General features: G+C 67.9%; 24 protein-coding genes, 1 tRNA gene and 1 riboswitch. Of the genes, 9 read left to right on the forward strand and 16 right to left on the reverse strand.

Features of this window, described 5'->3' with window-relative positions:
* The 3 genes from I2487_RS05860 to I2487_RS05870 all read right to left on the reverse strand — a co-directional run.
* Positions 1-861: diaminopimelate decarboxylase family protein (locus I2487_RS05860; RefSeq protein WP_518523702.1), on the reverse strand; the 861-nt coding region annotated here is incomplete at its 3' end.
* A gap of 201 nt (positions 862-1,062) precedes the next feature.
* The gene (gene argS, locus I2487_RS05865; RefSeq protein WP_207171137.1) at positions 1,063-2,718 is read right to left on the reverse strand and encodes an arginine--tRNA ligase; all 1,656 of its coding nucleotides are present in this window, start codon (positions 2,716-2,718) and stop codon (positions 1,063-1,065) included.
* A 75-nt stretch (positions 2,719-2,793) separates the two neighbouring features.
* Positions 2,794-3,528 (reverse strand): LysE family transporter, encoded by a 735-nt coding sequence (locus I2487_RS05870; RefSeq protein WP_207171136.1) that lies wholly within the window; start codon positions 3,526-3,528, stop codon positions 2,794-2,796.
* Between the two features lie 89 nt (positions 3,529-3,617).
* Here I2487_RS05870 and I2487_RS05875 point away from each other — a divergent pair, with 89 nt between their 5' ends.
* Genes I2487_RS05875 through I2487_RS05890 form a run of 4 tightly spaced genes read left to right on the forward strand, consistent with a single transcriptional unit; the run spans position 3,618 to position 6,386 of the window.
* Positions 3,618-4,535, forward strand: a complete 918-nt coding sequence (locus I2487_RS05875; RefSeq protein ID WP_207171135.1) for a LysR family transcriptional regulator — start codon at positions 3,618-3,620, stop codon at positions 4,533-4,535.
* 28 nt (positions 4,536-4,563) lie between these two features.
* The gene (locus tag I2487_RS05880) at positions 4,564-4,938 is read left to right on the forward strand and encodes an ArsR/SmtB family transcription factor (RefSeq protein WP_207171134.1); all 375 of its coding nucleotides are present in this window, start codon (positions 4,564-4,566) and stop codon (positions 4,936-4,938) included.
* A 17-nt stretch (positions 4,939-4,955) separates the two neighbouring features.
* Complete coding sequence (locus tag I2487_RS05885; protein ID WP_207171133.1) at positions 4,956-5,942, forward strand: SRPBCC family protein; 987 nt, start codon at positions 4,956-4,958, stop codon at positions 5,940-5,942.
* Positions 5,943-5,990: 48 nt separating this feature from the next.
* Complete coding sequence (locus tag I2487_RS05890; protein ID WP_207171132.1) at positions 5,991-6,386, forward strand: VOC family protein; 396 nt, start codon at positions 5,991-5,993, stop codon at positions 6,384-6,386.
* A gap of 58 nt (positions 6,387-6,444) precedes the next feature.
* Here the strand turns inward: I2487_RS05890 and I2487_RS05895 are convergent, their stop codons facing one another.
* The 9 genes from I2487_RS05895 to I2487_RS05935 all read right to left on the reverse strand — a co-directional run bounded on the left by I2487_RS05895 (position 6,445) and on the right by I2487_RS05935 (position 13,645).
* Positions 6,445-6,690 carry a hypothetical protein gene (locus I2487_RS05895; RefSeq protein ID WP_207171131.1) on the reverse strand — a complete coding sequence of 82 codons (246 nt, stop codon included), beginning with the start codon at positions 6,688-6,690 and terminating at the stop codon, positions 6,445-6,447.
* Positions 6,691-6,766: 76 nt separating this feature from the next.
* Positions 6,767-6,970 carry a glycine zipper domain-containing protein gene (locus I2487_RS05900; protein WP_207171130.1) on the reverse strand — a complete coding sequence of 68 codons (204 nt, stop codon included), beginning with the start codon at positions 6,968-6,970 and terminating at the stop codon, positions 6,767-6,769.
* 34 nt (positions 6,971-7,004) lie between these two features.
* A complete protein-coding gene (locus I2487_RS05905) occupies positions 7,005-7,775 on the reverse strand; it encodes a hypothetical protein (protein WP_255545989.1) in 771 nt (256 codons plus the stop codon).
* 9 nt (positions 7,776-7,784) lie between these two features.
* On the reverse strand, positions 7,785-8,279 hold the full coding sequence (locus I2487_RS05910; protein WP_207171129.1) for an HD domain-containing protein: 495 nt from the start codon (positions 8,277-8,279) through the stop codon (positions 7,785-7,787).
* Positions 8,280-8,513: 234 nt separating this feature from the next.
* A tRNA-Arg gene (locus tag I2487_RS05915) sits at positions 8,514-8,586 on the reverse strand.
* A gap of 79 nt (positions 8,587-8,665) precedes the next feature.
* Complete coding sequence (locus I2487_RS05920; protein WP_207171128.1) at positions 8,666-8,986, reverse strand: antibiotic biosynthesis monooxygenase family protein; 321 nt, start codon at positions 8,984-8,986, stop codon at positions 8,666-8,668.
* Positions 8,987-9,047: 61 nt separating this feature from the next.
* Complete coding sequence (locus I2487_RS05925; protein ID WP_207171127.1) at positions 9,048-10,838, reverse strand: gamma-glutamyltransferase family protein; 1,791 nt, start codon at positions 10,836-10,838, stop codon at positions 9,048-9,050.
* A gap of 91 nt (positions 10,839-10,929) precedes the next feature.
* Entirely contained in the window at positions 10,930-12,525 is a 1,596-nt protein-coding gene (locus tag I2487_RS05930) for an Rv2578c family radical SAM protein (RefSeq protein ID WP_207171126.1), read from the reverse strand.
* A 37-nt stretch (positions 12,526-12,562) separates the two neighbouring features.
* On the reverse strand, positions 12,563-13,645 hold the full coding sequence (locus I2487_RS05935; RefSeq protein WP_207171125.1) for a putative sulfate exporter family transporter: 1,083 nt from the start codon (positions 13,643-13,645) through the stop codon (positions 12,563-12,565).
* A 35-nt stretch (positions 13,646-13,680) separates the two neighbouring features.
* Between I2487_RS05935 and tgt the strand changes: the two genes are divergently transcribed.
* The 4 genes from tgt (at position 13,681) to I2487_RS05955 (ending at position 19,842) form a co-directional block, all read left to right on the forward strand.
* Positions 13,681-15,027, forward strand: a complete 1,347-nt coding sequence (tgt, locus tag I2487_RS05940; RefSeq protein ID WP_345941344.1) for a tRNA guanosine(34) transglycosylase Tgt — start codon at positions 13,681-13,683, stop codon at positions 15,025-15,027.
* A 225-nt stretch (positions 15,028-15,252) separates the two neighbouring features.
* Positions 15,253-17,337 carry an acyltransferase family protein gene (locus tag I2487_RS05945; protein ID WP_207171124.1) on the forward strand — a complete coding sequence of 695 codons (2,085 nt, stop codon included), beginning with the start codon at positions 15,253-15,255 and terminating at the stop codon, positions 17,335-17,337.
* Between the two features lie 98 nt (positions 17,338-17,435).
* Positions 17,436-17,530, forward strand: a riboswitch (SAM riboswitch).
* 12 nt (positions 17,531-17,542) lie between these two features.
* Positions 17,543-18,196 (forward strand): OsmC family protein, encoded by a 654-nt coding sequence (locus I2487_RS05950; RefSeq protein ID WP_207171123.1) that lies wholly within the window; start codon positions 17,543-17,545, stop codon positions 18,194-18,196.
* A complete protein-coding gene (locus tag I2487_RS05955) occupies positions 18,193-19,842 on the forward strand; it encodes a sodium:solute symporter family transporter (protein ID WP_207171122.1) in 1,650 nt (549 codons plus the stop codon). Before I2487_RS05950 ends, I2487_RS05955 begins: the two co-directional genes overlap by 4 nt.
* 59 nt (positions 19,843-19,901) lie before the next feature.
* Here the strand turns inward: I2487_RS05955 and I2487_RS05960 are convergent, their stop codons facing one another.
* From I2487_RS05960 to I2487_RS05970, 3 genes are all read right to left on the reverse strand, one after another.
* The gene (locus I2487_RS05960) at positions 19,902-20,447 is read right to left on the reverse strand and encodes a hypothetical protein (RefSeq protein ID WP_207171121.1); all 546 of its coding nucleotides are present in this window, start codon (positions 20,445-20,447) and stop codon (positions 19,902-19,904) included.
* Positions 20,448-20,537: 90 nt separating this feature from the next.
* The gene (locus I2487_RS05965; RefSeq protein WP_207171120.1) at positions 20,538-20,768 is read right to left on the reverse strand and encodes a hypothetical protein; all 231 of its coding nucleotides are present in this window, start codon (positions 20,766-20,768) and stop codon (positions 20,538-20,540) included.
* A 54-nt stretch (positions 20,769-20,822) separates the two neighbouring features.
* Positions 20,823-22,433 (reverse strand): peptide chain release factor 3, encoded by a 1,611-nt coding sequence (locus tag I2487_RS05970; RefSeq protein ID WP_207171119.1) that lies wholly within the window; start codon positions 22,431-22,433, stop codon positions 20,823-20,825.
* Positions 22,434-22,581: 148 nt separating this feature from the next.
* On the opposite strand from I2487_RS05970, the gene I2487_RS05975 reads away from it, so the two are divergent.
* Positions 22,582-23,682, forward strand: coding sequence for a zinc-binding dehydrogenase (locus tag I2487_RS05975; protein ID WP_207171118.1), 1,101 nt, complete (start codon positions 22,582-22,584; stop codon positions 23,680-23,682).
* A 60-nt stretch (positions 23,683-23,742) separates the two neighbouring features.
* Here I2487_RS05975 and I2487_RS05980 read toward each other — a convergent pair whose 3' ends face one another.
* A complete protein-coding gene (locus I2487_RS05980; RefSeq protein WP_207171117.1) occupies positions 23,743-24,639 on the reverse strand; it encodes an alpha/beta hydrolase fold domain-containing protein in 897 nt (298 codons plus the stop codon).
* Between the last annotated feature and the right edge of the window lie 14 nt (positions 24,640-24,653).

Raw genomic sequence — 24,653 nt, forward strand, 5'->3', positions numbered from 1 at the left:
CCGATGGGCTATGCCGGGGCGATGGCCGCGCTGGTCTACGGCATCTGGTTCTTCCTGGCGATCGAGGGCGTCCCGCTGGCCGCCGAGGTCGAGCTCCGGCAGCTCCACGCCGTAGGCCGCATGCAGGCTGGCCAGGAAGCTGATGAGCTTCTGCGCCGCCAGCTCGAAACCGGCGGGTTCGAAGATCTGCGAGCCGATATGGGCGTGGATGCCGCGCAGCTCGACCCCGGGAAGCTCAAGGGCGCGCGATGCCGCGGTCCAGGCTGGGGATCCGAGGTAGGGGTTGGCCGGCGTCGAGTGGGCGCCGTCTGCGTCTGGGCCGGGCGCAGCGTCTGGGCTCGGCGCACCGTCTGGGCCGGGCGCGCTCGGGGTCAGCGAGAGGCCGAACTTCTGATCCTCGTGCGCGGTGGCGATGTATTCGTGGGTGGAGGCGTGCACGCCGGGGGTCAGCCGCAGCATGACCGGAGCGCGGGTGCCGGCCGCCACGGCGAGCCTGGAGATCCGTTCCAGCTCATCCAGGGAATCGGCGATGATCCGACCGATCCCGGCGTCCAGGGCGCGCTGGATCTCGCCGTCGGACTTGTTGTTCCCGTGCAGCCCGATCTTCTCCGGCGGAACCCCACCGGCCAGGGCGAGGGCGAGCTCGCCGCCGGAAGCGGTGTCCACGCAGAGGCCCTCCTGCACGGCCCAACCGGCGACATGGGTGCTCAGGAAGGCCTTGCCGGCATAGAACACGTCCACCTCGGCCTCTGGGGCGAAGGCGGCGCTGAAGGCCTCGCGGAAGCTGCGGGCTCGGGCCCGGAAGTCCGCCTCGGAGAGCACATAGAGCGGAGTGCCATGCTGGGCGGCGAGGGTCTCCACGTCGACTCCGCCGATGACCAGACGACCCTCGGCGTCGCGGTGCGCGTCGGCCGGAAGCAGCGCGGCCTCGAGATCGTCGGTGTCCCGGCGGGCGGTCAGCCACTCCGGGGCCAGCGGGTGCGCGTGCAGGGTGGGGTTCTCCAGTGCGGAGTTCCCCGAAGTGGGGTGGGACGTGGGTGAGCCGGGAGTCGTGATGAGGGTTCACATCCTTTCGGGTGCGGTGACGCCGAGCAGCGCCAGTCCGTTGCGCAGCACCTGAGCGGTGGCGTCGTTGAGCCAGAGCCGGGTGCGGTTGAGGTCGGTGACCGGGTCCTGGACGCCGTCGGGGCTGACGCTGGGCGCCATCCGACACACGGCGTACCAGCCGTGGTAGGCGCTGGCCAGGGATTCCAGGTAGCGCGCCACCCGGTGAGGTTCGCGCAGCTCGGCGGCCGAGGCGACCACGGAGGTGAAGCGCCCCAGCTGGGAGAGCAGCTCCTCCTCGGTCTCATGGGTCAGCAGGCCGGCGTCGAAGCCGTCCCGCTGGACCCCGGCGGCCTCGGCGTTGCGCGCGGCGTTGCGGGATCGGGCGTGGGCGTACTGGACGTAGAAGACCGGGTTGTCATTGGTCCGGGACTGCAGCAGCTCCGGGTCCACGTCGATCGGGGAGTTCGCGGGGAACCGGGCCAGGGTGTAGCGCAGCGCATCGGTGCCGAGCCATTCGATGAGGTCGGTGAGCGCGATGATGTTGCCGGCTCGCTTGGAGAGCTTTGCTCCGCGGATCGACATCAGCTGCCCGATGAGCACCTCGATGTTGCGCTGCGGATCGTCTCCGGCGCAGGCGGCGATGGCCTTGAGCCGGGAGACGTAGCCGTGGTGGTCCGCGCCGAGCAGGTAGATCTTCTCGGTGAAGCCGCGCTCGCGCTTGGAGAGGTAGTAGGCGGCGTCGGCGGCGAAGTAGGTGGGCTCGCCGTCGGCCTTGAAGAGCACCCGGTCCTTGTCGTCGCCGAAGTCGGTGGTGCGCAGCCAGACGGCGCCGTCGCGGTCCTCGATGTGGCCCTGCTCGCGCAGCGTCTCCACGGCGGCGGCGACCTTGCCCTCGGCGTGCAGCGCCTGCTCGGAGTAGAACACGTCGAAGTGCACGCCGAAGGCGGTCAGCGTGTCCTTGATCTGACCCATCTGCGCCTGGTAGCCCAGTTCGCGCACGATCGGCAGCGCCTCGTCCCGGGGCAGGTCCTTGACGTCGGGGCGGGCGGCCAGGATCTCCTGGGCGAGCTCGATGATGTAGTCACCGGGGTAGCCGCCCTCGGGGACGGCTTCGCCGTGGATCCGGGAGAGCACCGAGTGGCCGAAGACGTTCATCTGGTTGCCGGCGTCGTTGACGTAGTACTCGTTGGTGACCGTGGCGCCGGAGGCCCGCAGCAGCCTGCCGATCGCGTCGCCGAGGGCGGCCCATCGGGTGTGCCCGATGTGCAGCGGCCCGGTCGGGTTCGCGGAGACGAATTCGACGTTGACGCTGCGCCCGGCCAGCGCGGTGTTGTGCCCGAAGGTGTCGCCGGCTTCGACGATGGTGCGGGCCAGCTCGCCGGCCGCGGCGGAGTCCACGGTGATGTTGATGAATCCGGGGCCGGCGATCTCGATGCGCTCGATGCCAGGCGCCTGCTCCAGCCGGGCGCCGAGGATCTCGGCGAACCCACGCGGGGGCATTCCGGCCTTCTTGGCCAGCTGCAGGGCGACGGTGGTGGCCCAGTCGCCGTGCTCGCGATTCTTGGGGCGTTCGATGACGACGTTCTCGGGGAGATCGACGCTCAGCTCACCGGCTTCGACAGCCTCGGCGAGCACGCTCTTGACAACGGTGGAGAGTTCTTCGGGAGTCACCGGAACAGTCTACGGGGTCGACCCCGGGAGCCGGGTCTCGCCCGGCATGTGCCTTGAGGCCGATCGCTGGGCGCTTCAGCCCAGCAGTCCGAGCACGCCGGTGACGCTGAGGTAGACGCCGAGCCCGGCGAGGGTCAGGCCGCTGCCCATCTCGAGGCGACCGGTGACCACCGGGTTGGAGAGCCAGGTGTTCGCCGCGTCCACGAGCAGGACGACGCCGATCAGGTAGAGCCACATGCTGGCGGCCACCGTGCCGCCGAGCACGCCGATCGCGAAGGCTGGGGATGCCCCGACCGGCGTGAACTGCGGGAACAGTGCCAGGAAGAACAGGCCGACCTTCGGGTTGGTCATGCAGCTTGCCAGCCCGATCAGGAAGGTGCCGCGAAAGCTGGTGATGGCACGGCGCGGCCGCCGTCCCGCGGACCGTGGCGCAGCGGGCGCAGCAGGCGGCTTGGGATCATAGGGCCCACCGACCAGGGCGGGAACCCCGATCTCAGACCGGGCCAGCCGGTGAGCCCGCAAGGTGATCCGCGCGCTGCGCACCGCGCGGACGCCGAGGAAGATCACGTAGAGCCCACCGATCAGGCTCAGCAGCTCATATGCCACCGGGGAGGCCTGGAACAGCGCCGCCAGGCCGGTGGCGGCCAGTGCCGCCCAGATCAGCGCCGCCACGGAGGATCCCGTCGCGGCACCGAGGCCGGCCCGGCGCGAGAGCAGCGCGTTGCGCAGCGACAGCATCGTGTCCTGTCCCGGGGTGATGGCCAGGACGGCAGAGACGGCGAGGAGACCGAGGTAGCTGGAAAGTGTCACAGCACCATCCTGGGACACCGCATCAATCAGGACAAGCAGATAAAAACATAGAACTGTTCGGCATCGACGAATCGGGAGATACTGGTGCCATGTTGAATCCCCACAGGCTGCGCGTGCTGCAATCGGTGATCGCCACCGGCTCGATCCAGGGAGCCGCGCGCAGTCTGCACTACTCCCCCGCCACGGTGAGTCAACATATGAGCATCCTCGCGCAAGAGACCGGGCTGAAGCTCTTTGAGCGCAGCGGTCGAGGACTGACGCCGACCTCCTCCGCTCTGACACTGGCCCAGGGAAGCACCACCGTGCTGCGGGAGTTCGATGAGCTGGACCGCCTGGTGGAGGCTCTGCGCCGGGGGCGGTCCAGCCATCTGACGCTGGCCAGCTTCACCTCCGCCGCGAAGGAATGGCTTCCTCAGGTGGTGGCCACCCTGCGTGCCAGGGACCCGGAGCTCACCGTGCAGATCAGCCTCAATGAGCCCTACGCGGAGAAGACCGGGCACCCGGTGGACATCGACATCCGCAATGAATCCCCGCTGGAGCCCGAAGAGCATTTCAAGGGCTATCTGCGTCACCTGCTGCGGCACGAGGATTTCGCCGTCGTCCTGCCTGAAGACCACCCGCTGGCGGACTCGGAGACCGTGGAGGTCCACGAGCTCAGCGATCAGATGTGGGTGGACCATGACATCAAGGACAGCCCCAATGGGCGGATGATCCGCACCGCCGCTCAGGCTGCGGGGTTCGTGCCCCAGTTCGCCGCCAGACTGGATGATCACAATGCCGCCCTCTCCCTGGTGGCCGCCGGACTGGGGATCACGGTGCTCCCCCACCTCGCGCTGCGCGATCTTCCGCGCGGCACCGTGGTGCGGGCCCTGCGCAATCCCACCGTGCAGCGTCGGATCGTGGCTCATGTGAGACAGGACCGCGCAGGTGAGGAGCTGGTCGCCGCGGCACTGCAGGTGCTGCGGGAGGAATCGGAGAAATCACACGGTGCAGAACCCTTGACCTGAGCATCGGCCAGTCCTAATCTACAACCAAATGGTTATACGTCCTGAGTCTTCAACGCCCCCCGGTGACGCCCAGGTGGACCGGGTCTTCCGGGCCCTGGCAGACGCCACTCGCAGGGACATCGTCCGTCGCACCCTCGGCGAGGAGGCCTCCGTCTCCGCGCTGGCCGCGCTCTACGAGATGTCCTTCGCTGCCGTACAGAAGCACATCAGCGTCCTGGAAAACGCCGATCTGGTGACCAAGCGCCAGCAGGGGCGCGAACGCCTGGTCCGCGGCAACCCCCACACCATCCGTGAAGCCCAGGCACTGCTCGATGAGTACGCGCTCATCTGGCAGGGCCGCATCTCCCGCCTCGACACCGTGCTGGCGGAGACACCCACCGAAGAGAGCAGCAAGAAGCACTGACAGCAGAAAGGCTCGTCATGCCTATCACCTCGATCACCAAGGACACCGATGCATTGACCATGACCGTGGTCGCGGACTTCCCCGTGCCGGTCCAACGACTCTGGGACGCGCACGCCGACCCCCGCCAGCTCGAGCGGTTCTGGGGGCCCACCGACTGGCCAGCCACCTTCACCCGCCACGACTTCCACCCCGGGGGACGTTCGCATTATTGGATGACCGGACCCGACGGCACCCGAGCCGCCGGCTACTGGGAGTGCCTCGCGATGGATCCCGGGCGCTCCTTCGAGGTCACCGACGGCTTCGCCGATGAGTTCGGCACTCCGGATCCTGCGATGCCGGCGATGCGCCTGCGCCTGGTCTTCGAGGAGACCCACCAGGGGTCCAGGCTCATCTCGAAGACCTGGTTCAACTCCGCTGCGGACTATCAGCAGCTGCTCGAGATGGGCATGGAGGAGGGCATGACCTCCGCTCTGGGCCAGATGGACGCGGTCCTGCAGGACCTGACCTCCTTCGCCGCCGGCAGCGGCGTCAAGACCCAGGTGCTCACCGACACCAAGGTGCGCATCAGCCGGGTCATCCGCGGCACCCCGGCGCAGGTCCGGCATGCACACCTCGATCCCGATCTGCTGCGCCGCTGGCTGCTCGGACCCGACGGCTGGCGGATGTCGGACTGCCAGGTCGCGACCACGGTGGGAGACAGCTACCGCTTCGCCTGGGAGAAGGAGGAGGACGGCTCCGGGGGATTCGCGCTCTACGGTGAGCTCCTCGAGCTGGAGGAGCCCTACCGCGAGGTCACCACCGAATCCATGGAAGGCGTCCCCGGGGAACCCAACATCAATGAACAGACGCTGACGCCGATCGAGGGCGGCACGCTGCTCACTCTGATCATCACCTATCCCAGCGCGGAGGTCCGGGACATGGTGCTCGGGACCGGCCTGACCGACGGGATAGAGAGCAGCTATGCACGGCTGGAGGAGGTGCTGCCGGCCTCCGCTCGGGCCTGACCCCGCAGTCCCGACAGCACATCTGCCAAGCAGGAAGGATCCCTACCCATGCCGTCACCGTTCACCATCACCCTGCCGATCGCCGACCGAGGCCGCTCCCACCGGTTCTACCGGGAGGGTCTTGGTCTCGACCCTGTGGGCGAGGCGGCACAGGACGGCCTCCCCGAGCCGCTGCAGTTTCGGCTGTCCGGGGAGGCTTACCTCTGCCTGGTCCCCACGGAGGGACTCGACTGGGTCCTCGGTGACCGCGGACTCTCCCCCGCCGGGCTCAGCGAATGCCTCTTGGGGATCGCACTCACCGACGCCGATCAGGTCAGCACGATGACCGACCGCCTCCAGGCAGCCGGAGGCACGCAGCTGAGCGCGCCCACCCACCAACCCTGGGGCTTCGAATCGATCGTGGCGGATCCGGATGGTCACGCCTGGCAGCTCTACGTGGGCTGAGCTCGTCCGACGAACAGCGCCGCTGGAGACGCTGGCGGGCCCGGCTGCCGGGGCCCGTCTACCCTGCCCACCAACCGAAGGTCCGGTGCGCCGCGTAGAAGAGGAAGAAGACACCCATGGGTGGAGCCATGATGGCGGGCAGTATCAGGAAGGAGCCCTCCGGGGGCAGAATCTCTTTGTCTCCCACGAAGGGGGTACTGCGACGGATGAGCTTTGCCGCGCGATCGCGGTGGATGAACAACACAATGCCACCGACAATCAGAAATAGACCTGCGGCCCAAAGCATCCAAAGCGGCTCATCCATAGCTTCACGCTACTCGGATACCCGACGGTCTGTCTTATCAAAGCACCACTGCTCTTGATGTGGATGATTTGGCCTTCTAGGACGTGCCCTCGGGATTCTCGTCCTTATTCCTTTTCTTGCTGTCCTCGCTGAAGCCCGCCGCGAGGGCGATACCGATGGCCAGACCGAAAGCAACGCCGATGCCGATATTGTCGAAGACGACCATCCCGATGATCGCGCCAAACGGGACGCCAAAGGCGACGCCATAAGCGATGTGGTTCGAACTCACGTCTTCGGCCATATTGCCAGCCTAGACGTTGCGTGATGCAGAATCTTCACGTCCTGCCCCCGCGCTGCGCAGTGGTGACGGCGGCGCGACCATGATCATTGTTCTCGTCATCCTCGCCGCGGGGCCGACGCACCAGGAGGTAGGTCGCACCGAAGAGCAGCAGGCCGGCGCCGATGGCGGCGGGGATGGCCCACTCCTCGCCGACCAGGTCATCCAAGAACGACCGTGCCGGGGACTCAGGATCCACGAGCGCCACCACGACGAAGGCGGTCACCACGAATGTGGCCAGGATCGTGCCCAGGCGCCGCCACCACCGCGATGCTCCCACGTTCTGCAGCGAGTGGCCCGCCTTGGCCACCTGCTTGGCGCGCAGCACCCGCAGCGCACCGACGCTGCGCAGCAGACGAAGCAGCTGCATCGGGCCGATGCTGAAGACCACCCCGACGATGACGAGCAGGCTCAGCCCCACGAGCCACCAGTTGCGGAGCAGCCAGTCGATCTTCTTCGGCGAGACCAGGAACAGCACGATGGTCTCGAAGATCAGGACCACGCTGGTGACCCAGAGCCCCACGTGCCCGATCATCTCGAACGGCTCATCCAGCAGCGTGAGGAAGACGGCGGGCACCGAGATCACGGCGGCGATGAGCACCGGCCAGGCCAGCCGGTCTTCCCAGCGCTCCTCCAGCTCACGGGCCCGTTCCTCGGATGCTCTGCCGCTGGCCGTCTCGGCGAGCTCGCCGGCGGCGGCCGAGGTGCGCCGCCGCTTGGATCTGGATCCGCGCTCGTCGTCTTCGGTGGACGGGGATGCGGAAGTCATGGTTCCAGCCTAGAGGGGTTCTGAATCCCCCGAGCGGAGCTTCGGTCCGCCCAGGTGCGTCACGGCGCTGGCGTACTTTGCGGTGAGCCGCTGCTGTGTCGCCGAGTACAGCGCGGCGAGCCGCTCCGCAGAGGTGTTGTCCTGGATGTCGGCATGCTTGACCACCAGGGACACCTCGCTGAGCAGGACCCGGGCGTAGTAGTCCTCGGGGGCCTCCGCTTCTCGGCGGGTCAGGTTGTCCACGGGCTCGCTGACGGTGGGGCCGAAGACGGCTCGCAGGTCCGCCAGCGTCACCTCGGTGTCCTCGACGACGTCGTGCAGCAGCGCGACGGTGCTGTACGGGGGTCCATAGCCATGGGCTCGCACGATCCCGGCCACGCGCCGAGGGTGGTCGATGTAGGGATTGCCCGCCTTGTCCACCTGATCCCGGTGAGCGAGTTGGGCGATCAGGTCTGCGGCGGCGTCTTCCGCTGTTCCCGGTGCGGAGGAGTTCTCGATGCTCATAGCAATCGGTGTCCGATCTGTTGGGAGACTGGGGCTCAGATCAGGGGCCGCGGGTGGCAGCAGCGGCGTCCCGCCCGCGTTCTTCCTGACAGTCCTGAGACTCTCATGACCCTCTGACATGCCGGCCACGTGGCCGAGGTGGTGGCAGCGAGTCGATTCCAGCTCCGCTGTCCACAGGCACGAAAAAGGCCCGCATCCTTGTCGTGACAAGAATGCGGGCCTGATTTCTCTCTGTGCCCCCGGCGGGAATCGAACCCACGACTTTTGGTACCGGAAACCAACGCTCTATCCCCTGAGCTACGGAGGCCCGCCAGCTGTGCAATTCGAGGAACCGAGTTCCTCGAGCAACTGACCGATTTAGATTACCAGCATCCCACCGGTTCCACCTAGCCGGTCACCGAGGTCGTGTAGCTCCAGAGCTCTGCGGACATGCCCACGGGCTTCTTCGGCGCCTCACCTGCAGACGCCTCGGCACCGCTGTGCGACCTCTGGAAGTCCTGCGAGGTGCGCCAGTTCTCGAAGGCCTCCTCGCTGGCCCATCGGGTGATGACCAGCCAGGTGGTGCGGTCATCGGTGGGCTCGAGCAGTTCAAACCCTTCGAAGCCTTCGGTGCCCTCCATGGAGTCGCGGCGGGCGGCGAACCGCTTGCCAAGCTCGTCGCCGGAGTCGGCAGGGACGGTGATGGCGTTGATCTTGATGATGCTCATGGGGTCATCCTGTCAAAGTCCGCGGCCTCCGCACCAGGGGCCCGCGTGTCCGCCGCCATCGTCATCGTCCCGCCGCGTAGCCCTGGGCGCCGCGCGCGTTGGCGGCGGCGCGCAGCTGCCCGGTCTCAGGGTCCCGCGTGACGCAGGAGAGCCGACCCAGCGCCCAGTCTCCGGCCGCGGTCACCTGGTGTCCGCGTCGGCGCAGCCCCTCGATGAGCTCTGCTCCGAGTCGGTCCTCCACCACGGCCCCGCCGGGTTCCCAGGCGCGTGGCCAGAAGGAACCGGGCATCGACGTCGTATGCAGGGTTGGAGCATCGATGGCCTGCTGGGCGGTGTGCCCGCCGATGAGCATGCGCAGCAGCATCGGCAGCTGCCACTGATCCTGCTGGTCTCCGCCGGGGGTGCCCAGGGCGATCAGCGGGGCGCCGTCCTTGATCACCAGCGTGGGCGTGAGCGTGGTGCGCGGACGCCTGCCCGGTTCCAGCCGTGAGGCGGAGCGCTCGTCCAGCCAGGTCATCTGCAGCCGGGTGCCCAGGCAGAAGCCGAGCCCTTCGATCACCGGCGAGGACTGGAGCCATCCGCCGGAGGGGGTCGCCGAGACGATGTTGCCCCAGCGGTCCACCACGTCCAGATGGCAGGTATCACCCTTGGTCTCCCCTGACCTGGACACCGTCGGCTCTCCGACTCCGGCGCCCGTGGCCGCATCGGAGATGTGCACCAGGGCCGGCAGCACCTGCTCCACCCCGGGAACCTCGCCCGGGCGGAACTCAGCAGAGGCCCGCTCGCTGATCAAGCCGCGGCGCTGGGCGGCGTAGTCCTCGGAGAGCAGGTGCTCCAGGTCCACCGGGACATCTCCGTAGTAGGTGTCACGGTCGGCCAGGGCCAGCTTCTGCGCCTCCAGGATCAGGTGGGCGCCGGCCTCGGTGCCGGGATCCAGCTGCTCGTCCGGGTAGCCCTCGAGGATCTTCAGCGCCTGCAGCAGCGCGGGCCCCTGGCCCCAGGGGCCGGACTTCGCGATGGTGTATCCGCGGAATTCGATGGACACCGGGTCTTCGTAGCCGGCGCTGTGCGAGGCGAAGTCCTCGGCGGTGATCACCCCGGAGTAGTCCCCGCCGTCGGAGTGCCGGTGCGGGGTCTTGACGAACTCCGCCGCCGCCTGGGCGACCCGTCCGGTCTTCCACTCCCGCCGTGCCGCCTCGATCTGCGCGACCCGCCCCGAGGCGCCCTCACCGGCGGCGACGAGTTCGCGCAGCACCAGCGCGTACTCGGGGTTGCGCACGATCTGCCCCGGCTCGGGGACCTTGCCCTCAGGCATCCACAGCGCCGCCGAGGTGGGCCAGTGCTCCTGGAAGAGCTCGGCGACGGCGCGGATCGCTCGCGCCGCACCGGGCAGGATCGGGTGCCCCTGCTCCGCGTAGCCGATGGCGAAGTCGAGCACCTCGGCGAGGTCCCAGGTCCCGTGATCGCGCAGCAGCACCAACCAGGCGTCGACGGCGGCCGGGACGGCGGCTGCGAGCGCACCGGCGCCGGGGACGTTCTCGAGTCCGAGCGCCCGGTAGTGCTGGATCAGGGCTCCGGCAGGCGCCGGCCCCTGACCCATGAGCACCTGCGGGCTCGAAGGCTCCCCCGCGGTGGCGAAGATCCCGACCATGTCACCGCCTGGGCCATTGAGGTGCGGCTCCACCACGTGCAGCACGAAGGCCCCGGCTACCGACGCGTCGAAGGCGTTGCCGCCGCGTTCCAACACCGCCTGCGAGGAGGCGGTGGCGAGCCAGTGCGTGGACGCCGTCATCCCGAAGTGGCCCTCCAGCGTGGGCCGGGTGGTGAAGGTCTCGGCGTGGGTGAACGTCATGGGCACTCCTGAGGCGTCGGTGCGAGGATCGAGCAGACACCCATCCGTCGCTTTAGTTGCTTATGCAAACCAGACTACGGGATAGGGGCCGTCAGAAGAGCGCCGGCTGACTCGGCGCCGCGGCGGCGGTGGTCAGCGCCCCCTGGTGGGGCACCCGCTGGTTGGACGCCGCCTGATTCGTCGCCGCCCCACTGGGCGCCGGGGAGTCCGGGTCCTTGCGCTCGCGCCACATCAGGTCTGCGGGCTTGTCGAAGCCGTGACGACCCCGGGCGGCGCGCGCGGAGTCGGCCAGCCAGTGCCGGTATTCCTTCGACGCGTAGGAGCCTCCGCCGTAGATCCGGCGGTACTTCGCCACCAGGGCGGGATACTCTCGGGCCAGCCACGCCATGAACCACTCGCGGGCGCCGGGACGCAGGTGCAGCGCGCCGGTGGTGACATAGCTGGCGCCGGCCTCGGCAAGTGCCGCATGCAGGGTGTCGATGCGCTCCTCGCCGTCGGTGAGCCAGGGCAGGATCGGCATGGCCAGCACGGAACAGTCCAGCCCGGCATCGGTGATGGAGCGGATCAGGTTCAATCGCGCCCGCGGGTCAGGCGTTCCCGGCTCCACCTTCTGCTGAAGCTCCGGGTCCATGACTGCCAGGGAGACTGCCACAGAGACCGGCACCTGCTTGGCCGCCTCCTGGAGCAGCGGAAGGTCGCGCTTGAGCAGCGGCCCCTTGGTCAGAATGGAGAACGGCGTCCCGGAATCGGCGAGCGCCCGGATGATTCCGGGCATCAGCCGGTAGCGGCCCTCGGCGCGCTGATATGGATCGGTATTGGTCCCCAGCGCCACGTGCTCGCGCTTCCACGAGGGCCGATTCACCTCGGCGCGGAGGACCTCGGCGACGTTGGTCTTCACGATGATCTGCGTGTCGAAGTCCCGGCCCGCGTCGAGGTCGAGATACTCGTGGGTCTTCCGCGCGAAGCAGTTGTGACTGATCACCCCGTTGGCGATGAAGTCGCCGGTGCTGGTCGTCATGTCGATCAGAGGCTCACTTCGGCCCAATGCTTCGATCCCAGTGATGCCCAGGGCCTCACTGGTTTCCACGAGACTTCCCCACAGCCTCGCCTCGACCGCTGTCGGCTCCGGCGCTGAATACAGCTCGGGAGACATGCCAAGGCCGAATCCCATAAGTCGGTTGTTGACAGTCAGAGTGGGGCGCTGCGACCCATCCTCTGGCCGAGCCACGTACTTCCACCCACGCTCTGTCAGGAACCGATGATCCCCGCTGGCCACGATCTCCGTCCCATCACGGAGCGTGACGCGGAACGCAGGCTTCTCCGTCCCCCATTTCGCAGACACCTCAGAGCGGACGAACCGGCGGTACTTGCCGTCAAACTCGGTGCCGACGACGGTGTCGCCCACCAGGACGTTGCGCAGCAGCTTCTGACGGCCGTCCGCCATGAGAATCAGAGTCTCTGGGCTCAGGCAGTAGACGCACTGGTGGAGGCATCCCCGGGTGGGGTTCACGGTCCAGGAGAACGGCATGTTCGACTGACCAGGCACCTTGTTGAGCGCGGTCTTCGCTGCCACCTCGTGGAAGGTCACGCCTTCGAACTCCGGGGTGCGCACCGAGCGCATCAGCCCCTTGAGCGGGATGAGAGCCGCGCCCTCACCCTCTTGCACTGCCTGTCCCTGCCACCTCATGAAGCTATTCGAACATAGTTTCGAATGAGTGTCGAGATCAGCTCACCAGCAGCAGCACCGAACCCAGCCCGGTCCCCACCGCCAGGACCGTGCCGCCGGCGCCGAGCAGCAGCGCGGGACCACCCTCACGCAGCAGTCGTCGCAGGTCCACCGAGGCCCCGACGCCGACCATTGCGGTGGTCAGCAGCATCGTGGTCACGTCCGCTGCGAAGTCCAGGGTGGGTGCGGGCAGCTCGGTCACCGAGCGCAGCAGCATCATCGCCAGGAATCCGAGCACGAAGAGCGGGATCAGCGGTGGCCGGTTCCCGGCGCCCTGATGGTCGGCGGTGATGCGACGACGACGCCCGGCCAGGCTGATCCCGGCCACCACCGGCGCCAGCAGCACCACCCGGGCCAGCTTGACCAGGGTCGCGGTGGCCAGGGCCGCGGCACCGACGACTCCCCCGGCGGCGACCACCTGCCCCACCTCGTGGATGCTGGCGCCGATCCAGACACCGAGCTGTTCCTCACCGAGGCCCAGCAGAGCTCCCAGCGCGGGCAGGGCGAGCAGCGCCAGGGTGCCGTAGAGGGTGACCACGGCGACCGCGGCCGCGGCCGCGGACTGCACCGGGGCGCCGTCGTCGTCCTTGCCGTCGCCGCGGTCGATCGCGGCTGCGGCGGCGGCCACCGCCGAGGCGCCGCAGATCGCCGTGCCGGTGGCCAGCAGCGTGGTCATTCCCCGCGGGGCGCCCAGCAGCCGCCCCAGACCGAGCATGCCGAAGAAGGTCACCCCGACGGTGACCACGACGACGGCGAGCACCTGCCAGCCCAGGCCGAGCAGGTCTCCCAGCGCGAGCTGGAGCCCGAGCAGCACGATGCCCGCGCGGAGCAGCTTCTTGGCTCCCCAGCCGAGGCCCCGCTCCGCCCAGGCCGGCACCCAGCCCAGGCTGCGCAGCGCGATCCCGGCCAGGACGGCGATCAGCAGTCCGGAGACCACTGGGATCAGCTCGGCGATCAGCCGATGGGCGGCGATCGCGATGATCAGCGCCAGCGCGATCCCGGGGAGGATCAGCGCGGCTTCGCGCCAGACGCGCGCGAGCCTCGAGGTCAGGGCGGTGGTCAGGGCGGAGAGAGCAGGCACCGGATAAGCATAGGACCCTGGCCTAGACTGGGCGGGTGCCGAATCAGCTGAACACCGAGACCCCCTCCGCCGCTCCGCAGGAAAAAGCTCCACAGGAGAAAGCTCCGCAGGAAAAGGCCCCACACCAGGACGCCGTCCACCCGCAGGCGAACCGCGAGTCCTTCAGCTTCGAGGTCGAGTCCCGGATCGAGGGGGCACTGGGCCGCACCGGCACCATCCGCACGCCCCACGGGGAGATCAAGACCCCGGCGTTTATCCCGGTGGCGACCAAGGCCACGATCAAGACCGTGCGCCCCGAGGAGATGCTCGAGATCGGGGCCCAGGCGGCCCTGGCCAATGCGTATCACCTGAACCTGCAGCCGGGCACCGACGTGATCGACGCCGCCGGCGGACTCGGCCGATTCATGAACTGGCCGCTGCCCACCTTCACCGACTCCGGCGGGTTCCAGGTGATGAGCCTGGGCGCGGGATTCAAGAAGGTCATCACCATGGACTCCTCAGTGGTCCCCGACGACGCGGCCGTGGCCCCGAAGAAGGTGCGTCTGGCGCTGGTGGACGATGACGGCGTGACCTTCAAGTCCCATATCGACGGCTCCACCCACCGATTCACCCCCGAGATCTCGATGCGTCTGCAGCACGAGATCGGCGCGGACATCATCTTCGCCTTCGACGAGCTGACCACCCTGTTCAACACCCGCGAGTACCAGGAGACCTCCCTGGAGCGCACCCGGCTGTGGGCCGAGCGCTGCCTCTCGGCGCATCGCAGCCTCACCTCCGAGCGCAGCCACCGCCCCTACCAGGCGCTCTTCGGGGTGCTGCAGGGGGCCCAGTATGAGGATCTGCGCCGCAAGGCCGCCAAGGATCTGGGCGCCATGGAGATCGAGGGGCAGAGCTTCGACGGCTTCGGAATCGGCGGGGCCCTGGACAAGGAGAACCTCGGGACCATCGTGGGCTGGATGGCCGAGGAGCTCCCGGAGAACAAGCCACGCCACCTGCTGGGCATCTCCGAGCCCGAGGACTTCTTCACCGCGATCGAGAACGGCGCGGATACCTTCGACTGCGTCTCGCCCTCCCGGGTGGCGCGCACCGGGCGGGTCTATCACCCCGACGGGCGCTACAACATTCCGCAGGCCCGCTTCAAACGGGACTTCTCGCCCATCGATGCGGAATGCAGCTGCTACACCTGCGCGAACTACACCCGGGCCTACCTGCATCACCTGTTCAAGGCCAAGGAGATGCTCTACAACACGCTGTGCACGATCCACAACGAGCACTACACGATCAAGATGGTCGACGACATCCGGGCCAGCATCGAACAGGGCCGGTTCTACGAGTTCCGCGACGCCACCCTGGGTCGGTATCAAGCGGGGGCCACGCCGTAACCAGCGGGCCGACAGACAGACTCGGCACCCTGCGGGCCAGGTCAGTTCTCTGGTCTGGCTGAGCGCTGAGGAGGAGTCACTCATTCCTGCTCAGCGCGTCATGCGACCATCGGCCTGAAGTTGCACAATCGAACCACTTGAGGTGCACTAAGTCACAGCTCTTGGGCCTGGTGACCCTTGCGGCCAATGCCTCAGCACCTCAGGATCGATCCAGGCAGGACCATTGTGCGCCAACCCCCACCCGCGAGCGGTCACGCTCCGACCGCTGACCGCCACTCCGCCTGGGCGGGTCCGGAACGCCGCTACCGACCCGAGATCCACGGTCTGCGCGGCCTCGCGATCCTCGGAGTGGTGCTCTTCCACCTCTTCGGCGCGGGCAGAGTCTCCGGCGGCATCGATATCTTCCTGGCGATCTCCGGGTTCCTGTTCACCGCCATGCTGCTGCGCGAAGCAGTCGAGAGCGGCGGCACGATCCGCGTGGGCCGGTACCTGGCACGGCTCGCGAGACGGCTGCTTCCGCCGGCGGCGCTGGTCATCCTGGTCACCACCCTGGCCGGGCTGCTCCTCTTCCCAGAGACTCGGCATGCTCAGCTTCTGGCCGAGGCCCGAGCCTCCCTGCTCTACTTCGAGAACCTCGAGCTGATCCGCTCGCAGCTGACCTACGGGGCCGCCGGTCCAGAGACGAGTCCCTTCCAGCACTTCTGGTCGCTCTCCGTGCAGGGCCAGTTCTACCTCCTCTGGCCCCTGGTCGCGCTGGCAGCAGTGCTCCTGGCCAGACGGGCTGGACGCAGTCCGATCCTGGTCATGGGGGTGATGACCGGTCTCATCGTCCTGGCCTCGTTCGGCTACGCCGTCTACATGGGCGGGGCCAGTCAGGACGACGCGTATCTGATGACGCGGACCCGCTTCTGGGAACTCGGCTTCGGCGGGCTGCTGGCGCTGCTGGGCTCCACCCTGACGCTGCCGCGCCGCTGGCGCCGACCGGCCGGCTGGGGCGGCGTCGCCCTCATCATCACCACCGGATTCGTGCTCGACGGCGCGGCGCTGTTCCCCGGCCCGTGGGCGCTATGGCCGCTGCTGGGCCTGTCGCTGGTCCTGGCCGCCGCAGGTCCCGAGGGCGGAGCGAAGGACTCCGCCACGACGGCGACCCGAGCGCTCTCGGCGCCCCTCTTCACCTGGCTCGGGGATCGCGCGTACGCCCTCTACCTCTGGCACTGGCCGCTGCTGATCTTCTACCTCGAGATCAGGGACCGGCCTGCACTCGGGGTCCGTGGGGCTCTGATCGTTCTGGCCGCCTCTCTGATGCTGGCGGTGCTGACCCACCGGTGGGTCGAGCGCCCGGTGACCCGCGTCTCCGCCCGCATCTCCCCGCGAGTGCCCCTGGCGATGGCGGCGACGGTGCTGCTGATCGGCGGCTCCGCGAGCAGCTACGCCATCCACCAGATCGACCTCCAGCGCAGCGAGGCCCCCTCCCTGGCCGAGCTTGATCATCGGGACTATCCGGGAGCACTGGCCACGCTGGCCGGCACCGAAGCCCCGAGGAACGTGGACTTCGTCCCCGATCCGCAGACACTGGCGCAGAGCCGGCCGGACTACTACGGCTGGGGATGCCGACAGGAAATCGGCGACGGGCCCGGCCGCGGTGAGGTTCTGGTCTGCGAAGACCCCGACAGACCCGCTGACCCGGACCTGACCGTGATGGTCACCGGAGGCTCACATGCGGGGCAGTGGCACCACGCCTGGAGGATGTTGGCGGCGCAGAACAACTGGGAGCTGCTGATCGCCGATAAGTCGGCCTGCATCTTCACGGAGGCCTCGGACCCCGAGAACGACCAGTGCCACGAATGGAACCTCAACCTGCTCGACGTGGTCTCCGAACGTGAACCGGACCTGGTGTTCACCGCCGGCACCCGGGTGCCCAACGACGACAGCCCGGAGAGCATCCCGCCGGGGGCCCCGCAGAAATGGCAACAGATCATGGACCGCGGCTCCGAGGTGCTGGTGATGCGCGGGACCCCACGGCGTGAGGACTCGGTGGCGGAGTGTCTCGCCCAGGAGGCGGACGCCGAGGCCTGCGGGATGGACCCGATCAGCTACCGGGACACCAACCCGCTCACCGAAACCAACCTGCCCGAGGACTTGTTCACCGTGGACATGACCGAGCACCTGTGTTTCGAGCAGATCTGCCCCGCGGTGATCGGCAACATCGCGGTCTACTACGACAAGAGTCACCTTTCAAACCACTACGTGGAATCCATGGCGCCGCTGCTGGAGGAGAAGCTCCGTCAGGAGATGCCACACCTGTTCTGAGTCGCGCACACCCTCGTCGTCCTCCGCCGGACTGCATCTCTGCTCCGCCTCCTCGGTTTGCATCTTCCTGGGCCAACCCCTAAGTTGCAGCACAGAACGCATCATCCAGAGCGACTGAGAGACCTGGCTCCATGACGTCGCAGCAACCCCATCCTTCGGGATGAGCAGGTGCTACCGCCAGGATCGATGAAAGGTGAGATGTCCCATGCCCGAAGCGTCCTCTCGTGAACCACAGATCCGACAGAATCCGCGGTACACCGAGGCACCGTTGCGCACCTCGTCCAAGACGCTGCGGGTCGCCGGCAGATGGTCAGGCCCGGTGCAGACCGAACTGACCGTCCGCAGCTTCGGCTTCGTCTCAGACCAGCCCGAGGTGCGAGGCGGCAGCGATCAGGGCCCCTCGCCGATGGAGTACCTCGTCGCAGGTGTGAACAGCTGCATCGCTGTGGCGGTGGAACAGCTGGCCCGCAGGCTCGACCTTCCCCTCACCGACATCTCCACCTATACCCTCGCACGCCAGGACACCCGAGGTCTGGCCGGCCAGGCGGACGTCCAGCCCTACTTCTACGTGTACCGACTCCAGGTCGTCGTGGAGACCGCCGAGAAGGATCCCGCCGTCCTGACGGATTTCGCCCGCCGCGCCGAACACATCTGCCCCGCGATCAACCTGCTGCGCGACGCTCACATCGACCTTGACGTGGCGTGGGCGTTCGTCCGCAGAAACTCCCCTGACATGGCGGAAGCACTGGCCAACCGGGCCTGGGGATACGAGGTCCACGGACACCTCGATCCCGGGGACCTGGTCCTTGAGGTCATCAACGCCGATGCCCCGGCGGCGCAGATCGGGGTGAGCGCGTGACGACGGTCGGACTCTGGACCATCGGCCTGGCACTCGCCTACACGGCATGGCTCATACTGGGCAGCCGCATGGCGGTGGGCCGCTCAGGGCGCGGAGGATTCTTCGTCAGCGGTCGCAGCTTCACCCCGTGGACCGTGGCCTTCTGCATCACAGGACTGTTCTCCGGCTCCTCCTACATCGCCATCGTGGAACTGAGCTACCGGACAGGAATTTCTGCGGTCTGGTACGGCGTGGCCGAGACGGTACAGGTGTTGCTGATCGCCCTTCTGCTGGTCAAGCCGCTGCGCGAGAAGCTCGTGGTGACGGTCACCGGGATCATCGGGGACCGTTTCGGCCGGGGCGCCCAGGCCATCAGCTCGGTGATCACCGGATTGACCTTCCCGATGTATTCGGTGGCGACCAGCATCGCCTTCGCCTCCGCCCTCTTCGCGGTCACCGAGATCCCTCTGTGGCAGTGCATCGCGCTCACCGCGATCATCCTGCTGGCGTTCCTCACCTTCGGCGGGATGCGCTCCGTGGCGTTCAGCCAGACCATGAACGTCGCGATGATCTTCGTGATGTTCCTCGTCGGAATCTGGGCCTTCTTGGTCTCACCAGGTCCCAGCGGCCTCGAGACCCTGGCAGAGGAACGGCCCCAGATGTTCGACATCTCCAACGCGGGAGTCTCGCTGATCGTCGCCTGGTTCGGCACCTTCATCGTCAATGTCCCGCTCGCCCAGGCCGCCTTCCAGATGTCCATGTCGGCCCGCACCCCGGAGGATGGCCAGAAGGGCCTGTTCCTCGCGGCGATCATCGGTCTGCCCCTGATCCTGCTCGGAATCGTCGTCGGCGTCGCCGCCTCGATCGTGGTCCCGGATGCTGCGCTGCCGCTGGTCGCCATCGCGGAGTACATCTCCGGGGCGCTGCCCGCGTGGGCAGCAGCCGTCTTCTTCGTGGGCCTGTGGGCCTGCGCCCTGGGCTGGGCGGGGCCCTGCCAGTTCTCCGGAGCGACGTCGCTGGGCCGGGACCTCGGCAGCGCGCTGCGTCCCGCAGCGACCCAGGTGGAGCTGGTGCGCTACACCCGGATCGCGCTGGTGGGGCTAACCGTCGTCATGGTGCTCTTCGCGCTCATGCGTGCCGAGGAGTCTGCTTGGTGGAACGTGATGGCCTGGACGCTGCGCAACGGCGCCACCTTCGCTCCGGTGCTCGCGGCGTTCTTCTGGCCGCTCGCCACCCGATCTGCGGCCCTGACCGCGCTGCTCGCCGGCTTCAGCGCGGGACTCGGCTGGTACGCCCTATCAGGGTTCAGCGCCACAGACTTCTTCCTCGGCACCCACCCGGTCTGGGTCGCAATGATCGCCAACCTGGGCGGCATCGTGCTGGTCACCCTCGCCCAGGGCGGTTGGCGCCTGACCCTCCATGGCGCGCGGCGCAGGAACGGCGTTCTGGTGCTGCTGGCCACGGCCGCCGCGGCCGTGTTCACCGTGAACATCTCAGCATGGCTCAGCACCTATGGCCTGATCGGACTGGCGCTCTTCCTGGTCACCCTGGGGGTCTTCGCCGGCGCGGTACTGCTCGCCGAGTCGCCGACAGCGACCTACACGAGGACCCAGCTCTGGGGCGCCCAGACCGCACGCTCCACCACACAGAACATGTCGCCTCGCTGAGGCTGCCGGCGTCCTCCGCCGCTGGTGTTCGAGGATCGGGGACTGGTGAAGCGCCAGATCTAGAGCTGCGCCAGCAGCTCCCGCCAGACCGCCTTCCAGCGCTCGACCTCCTCGGGCGAACCCAGTTTGGTGTGCCCGACCCCCACCGAGGACTTCGTCACAGACTTCTGCGAGATGGTCACCGCGACCCGGGAGCCATCGGCCAGCCCGGCGCGCCAGTATCGCCAGCGCTCCGTGACTGAGGTGCCGGGCTCGCCCTGGACCGTGACGCCGCCGAAGGAGTCGCGTCCCTCGACCAGAGCGACCCAGGCCTCGAGCGCGGCATCCATGTCCCCTGGATAGGTCTTGGAGACCGAAGCCTGGAACTCCCCGGCCCGGGACTCCCCCGGCCGGCGCAGCGCATGGTGCTGTTCGTAGGCGACCGCCACGCTCTGGGCCCACCAGCCGCGATTCTCCACGTCCTCGGGCATATGGTCATAGACGATCCCGACGATCTCGCGGTGCGGCAGGGCCGCGGCTCCGGCGTCGTCGAGGTCGGTGACCCACTGCGCCCAGGCGCGTCGGGTGGTGCGTTCGATGGCTGCGGTGCTGTGACTCCGGACCATGGAATCGAGCCTACGCCGCTGGTGCCGGCCTGCCAGCCCCTGGCCGCCATCGAACCTGCCCCGGCGGCTCAGGCACCTCGGCCTGGGTCCTCAGCTGGCGTCGATCGCGTTGACCGGCATGTGGGGGAAGTACTCCCAGAGCTCGCGGAGTCTGCGGAACTGCAGGTCTTCATCGAGGCCTGCAAGCACGGTGACCACCGCGGGCCGCGCTCCGGACGCGGTGGCGGCTTGCACGAGGTCCCTGGGGACGGTGGGCTGAGCGGTGAGCGTGAATGCGGTCTTGACAGCTTCGACGACTTCTACTCGGGTGACAGCGTGCATGGTGTTCCTTCCAAGAGGGTTCTGCATGGGTTGCCCGCAGCCCTCGGCGATCGGTCACATCCGTGCGGAGACCGATGCGTTGATGCTTCCCGGAGGATCCGGGAGCAGGTTCGGATGGTCGCGCTGGACGGTGCGCAACCTCCACGGGTCTCTGAACAGCGCCACGGGGGCGCCGTCGCTGCGGTAGAGGACTTCGCAGTCCTGGCGACCGTTGAGGATCTCGGCGGCCGCGGCGTCGATGTCGCGGGCGACCGAGTAGTCCAGCGCGTCGAAGGACACCGAGGCGCCGAAGTCTGACTCCATCCGGGCCGAGACGACCTCGAACTGCATCGGACCCACGGCGCCCAGGACCGGGCGCTGCTGGCCGCGGCGCTCGGAGTAGAAGACCTGGATGACGCCCTCGCGGTCCAGCTGCTCGATGCCCTTGCGGAACTGCTTGTGCTTGGAGGCGTCCCCGGTCTTGCCGACCCGGAAGTGCTCCGGGGCGAAGGGTTTGAACGGCGGGAACATCACGGACTGACCGGCGAAGAGCGTGTCCCCGGGGCGCAGCGTGGAGGCGTTGACCAGGCCGACGACGTCGCCGGGCCAGGCGGTGTCCACGGTGGTGCGGTCTCGGCCGAAGACCTGCTGGGAGTACTTGGTCGGGAAGGGCTTCCCGGACTGGGCGTGGGTGGCGACCATGCCGCGTTCGAAGACCCCGGAGCAGATGCGCATGAACGCGATCCGGTCGCGGTGGGCCTTGTCCATGCCGGTCTGGACCTTGAAGACGTAGCCGCTGAAGTCAGAGGTCAGCTCGTAGGGGGTGCCTTCGGCGTCCGGGCGGGCCTGCGGCGGCGGGCCCTGCTCCATGATGAACTGCAGCAGCTCTTCGACGCCGATGTTCTGCACGGCCGAGGCGAAGAACAGCGGGGTGGCCTCCTGGGCGAGGAAGGCCTCGCGGTCGTAGAACTGGTCGTCGAGCTCCAGCAGCGAGGACTCTTCCACCGCGGTCTGGAACTCGTCGGGGTACTCGGCCTCGGCGGTCTCTGCGGAGAGCTTCTCGGCGAGGACCTTCTTCGCGCCGCCGGGGGCGCGGGTGTAGCGGTTCATGGTCATGGCATCGGGGTGCAGCAGCCCGAGCATGTGTCCGGAGTCGCCGACGGGCCAGTTGCGCGGCATCGAGCGCATCCCGGTGCGGGTGAGGATCTCATCGACCAGCTCCAGGGCGTCCTGGCCCGGGCGGTCCCATTTGTTGATCACGGTGATCACCGGCAGGCCGCGCGCCTTGCAGACCTCGAAGAGCTTCATGGTCTGGGCTTCCATGCCCTTGGCCGCGTCGATGAGCATGATCACCGCGTCCACGGCTGCCAGCACACGGAAGGTGTCCTCGGAGAAGTCGGCGTGCCCGGGGGTGTCCACCAGGTTCACGATCGCCTCGCCGACGGAGAACTGCAGCACCGCGGAGCTCACCGAGATTCCGCGGGCCTTCTCCATCTCCATCCAGTCCGAGACGGTGCCGCGGCGTCCGGCCTTGCCGTGGATCGCGCCTGCCTCGGTGATGGCATTGGAGTGAAGCAGCAGGGCCTCACTCAATGTGGACTTGCCCGCATCGGGATGCGAGATCACCGCGATGGTGCGGCGAGACAAGGCCTCCTCCAGGATCTGCTTGGTATCTGCTTCCTTCACACCTCTGACTCTACGCTTCCGCGGGGAGAGAGTTGAATTCTCCCCGGACCATGAGGGCCCCGTCACAGGCCCACGTGCCGATCAGCGTGGGAGTAGCGTGATGACCAGTACGTCGTCGTTATGACGTCCCTCGAAGAAGGAGAACCCTGTGAAGACCCACGCAGCAGTCGCCGTCGCCCCCGAGACAGACCTGGAGTTCCAGGAGCTCGCCCTCGATGAGCCCCGAGCCGATGAGCTGCGGATCAAGGTGGTCGCCTCCGGCGTGTGCCACACCGACGCAATCATCCGCGACCAGTGGTACCCGGTGCCCCAGCCAGTGGTCCTGGGTCACGAGGGGGCCGGAATCGTCGAGCAGGTCGGCGCTGCGGTGACTGGATTCTCCGTCGGTGACAAGGTCGTCCTGGGCCCGTCCTTCTGCAGCGAGTGCAAGCAGTGCCTGTCCGGGCATCCGATGTACTGCGAGGTCTTCTACGACAGGAACTTCGGGGCCCGGCGCAATGACGGTTCCACGGCCTTCAACACCGAGTCCGGCGAGGCCGTCGGCTCGCACTTCTTCGGCCAGTCCTCCTTCGCTCAGCACACCAATGTGCCGGCCCAAGGCGTCGTCAAGGTCCAGGACGATGCGCCGCTGGAGCTGCTCGGTCCGCTGGGCTGCGGGATCATGACCGGCGCCGGCGCGGTGCTCAACGTGCTGCGCCCCAAGCCAGGCTCCTCGATCGTGATCTTCGGGACCGGCGCGGTCGGCATGGCCGGGATGCTCGCCGCCAAGGCCGCCGGTGCCACGACGATCATCATGGTCGACATCGTCGCCGAGCGGCTCGAGTTCGCCAAGGAGCTTGGCGCCACCCACACGGTGAACTCCAAGGAGACCGATCCCGTGGAGGCGGTCCAGGAGATCACCGCCGGAGGCGCCGAGTACGCCCTGGACACCACGGGAGTGCCACCGGTCTTCTCTCAGATGACCAAGTCCCTCGGCGTGCAGGGCCATGGCGCTCTCGTCGGTGCTGCGAAGCTGGGCACCGAGGCTGCCTTCGACATCGGCACGCTGCTGGTCTCAGGGATCACCATCAGCATGGTGATCGAGGGCGACGCCGTGCCCAAAGAGTTCATCCCGCGCCTGATCGCGCTGTACCAAGACGGCACGTTCCCCTTCGACAAGCTCACCAAGAGCTACCCCTTTGCGGAGATCAACACGGCCTTCGCCGACTCTGCCGCTGGGACCACGCTGAAGCCGATCGTGGTGTTCTAGGACCGCGCAGGGAGCCCGATCATCGAGAGGAAGCGAAGCAGCTGACCCGAACTGGGACCGCTAGGCGAACGCCGTCCTGACCGATTCAACGATCTTTTCGTACACCGGCTCGACGACGTCGCGCCCGGCGCCGCCCATGTTGAACGCGTGGCCCACCCCGTGGAGATCGAGATGGTCGATCAAGGCGCCCTCCGTGCGCAGGCGCTGCGCGTATCTGGCGGCCTCGTCGCGAAGGATGTCGTGCTCGGCTGAGATCACGAGCGCGGGCGCAATGCCCGCCAGCGGCGCGGTGTCCTTGGCCCCGGCCGGAGACGCGAGCCGGTCGGCTCGCAGCCTGACATCGGGGCAGTAGGCAGAGTTGAACACCGGTCCCATCCGCACCAGGAACTTCTCCTGGCCCGGAGACCATTTCCGCGCTGCGGGGATGCTCAGGTCCAGAGCCGGGTACATCAAGACCTGCAGCAAGACCTCCGGGCGTCCTCCCTCTTCGAACGCCAGCCGGACCGCCGCCGCGGCCAGTGCGCCGCCCGCAGACTGACCTCCGAGAGCAAGCCTGCTTCCGTCCCAGGGCCGCTCCGGTGAGGCCACCCAGGTGGCGACGTCGTACACCTGCTCCACCGGGCCGGGGAACCGCGACTGCGGCGCGGGGACGTAGTCGAGGTTGATCACCGTGACGCCTGCATGAAAGGCGATGAACCGGCAGAGGGCGTCATCCTGCTCGGGGTGGCGGATCACGAACCCTCCGCCATGCAGGTTCAGGTAGACCCCGCGCCCGGCTGCACCGGACGGTGGGGAGTATCGGATCGCGCGCAACGTTCCATGCCGGGTCGGGACGTCGATCTCCTCGGTGGTGGAGGGAAGCTCGGCGAACGCGACCTCTGGGGGCAGACGAGCACCGCGGGGCGCTCGCTGAAGCAACTTGGCGACGCCGTCGGCGAGCCATCCGGGTAACACCATCTGCAGTCTCTCCT

Origin of the sequence: Nesterenkonia sp. E16_10 (assembly GCF_017347085.1) — a bacterium.
Taxonomy (GTDB): Bacteria; Actinomycetota; Actinomycetes; order Actinomycetales; family Micrococcaceae; genus Nesterenkonia.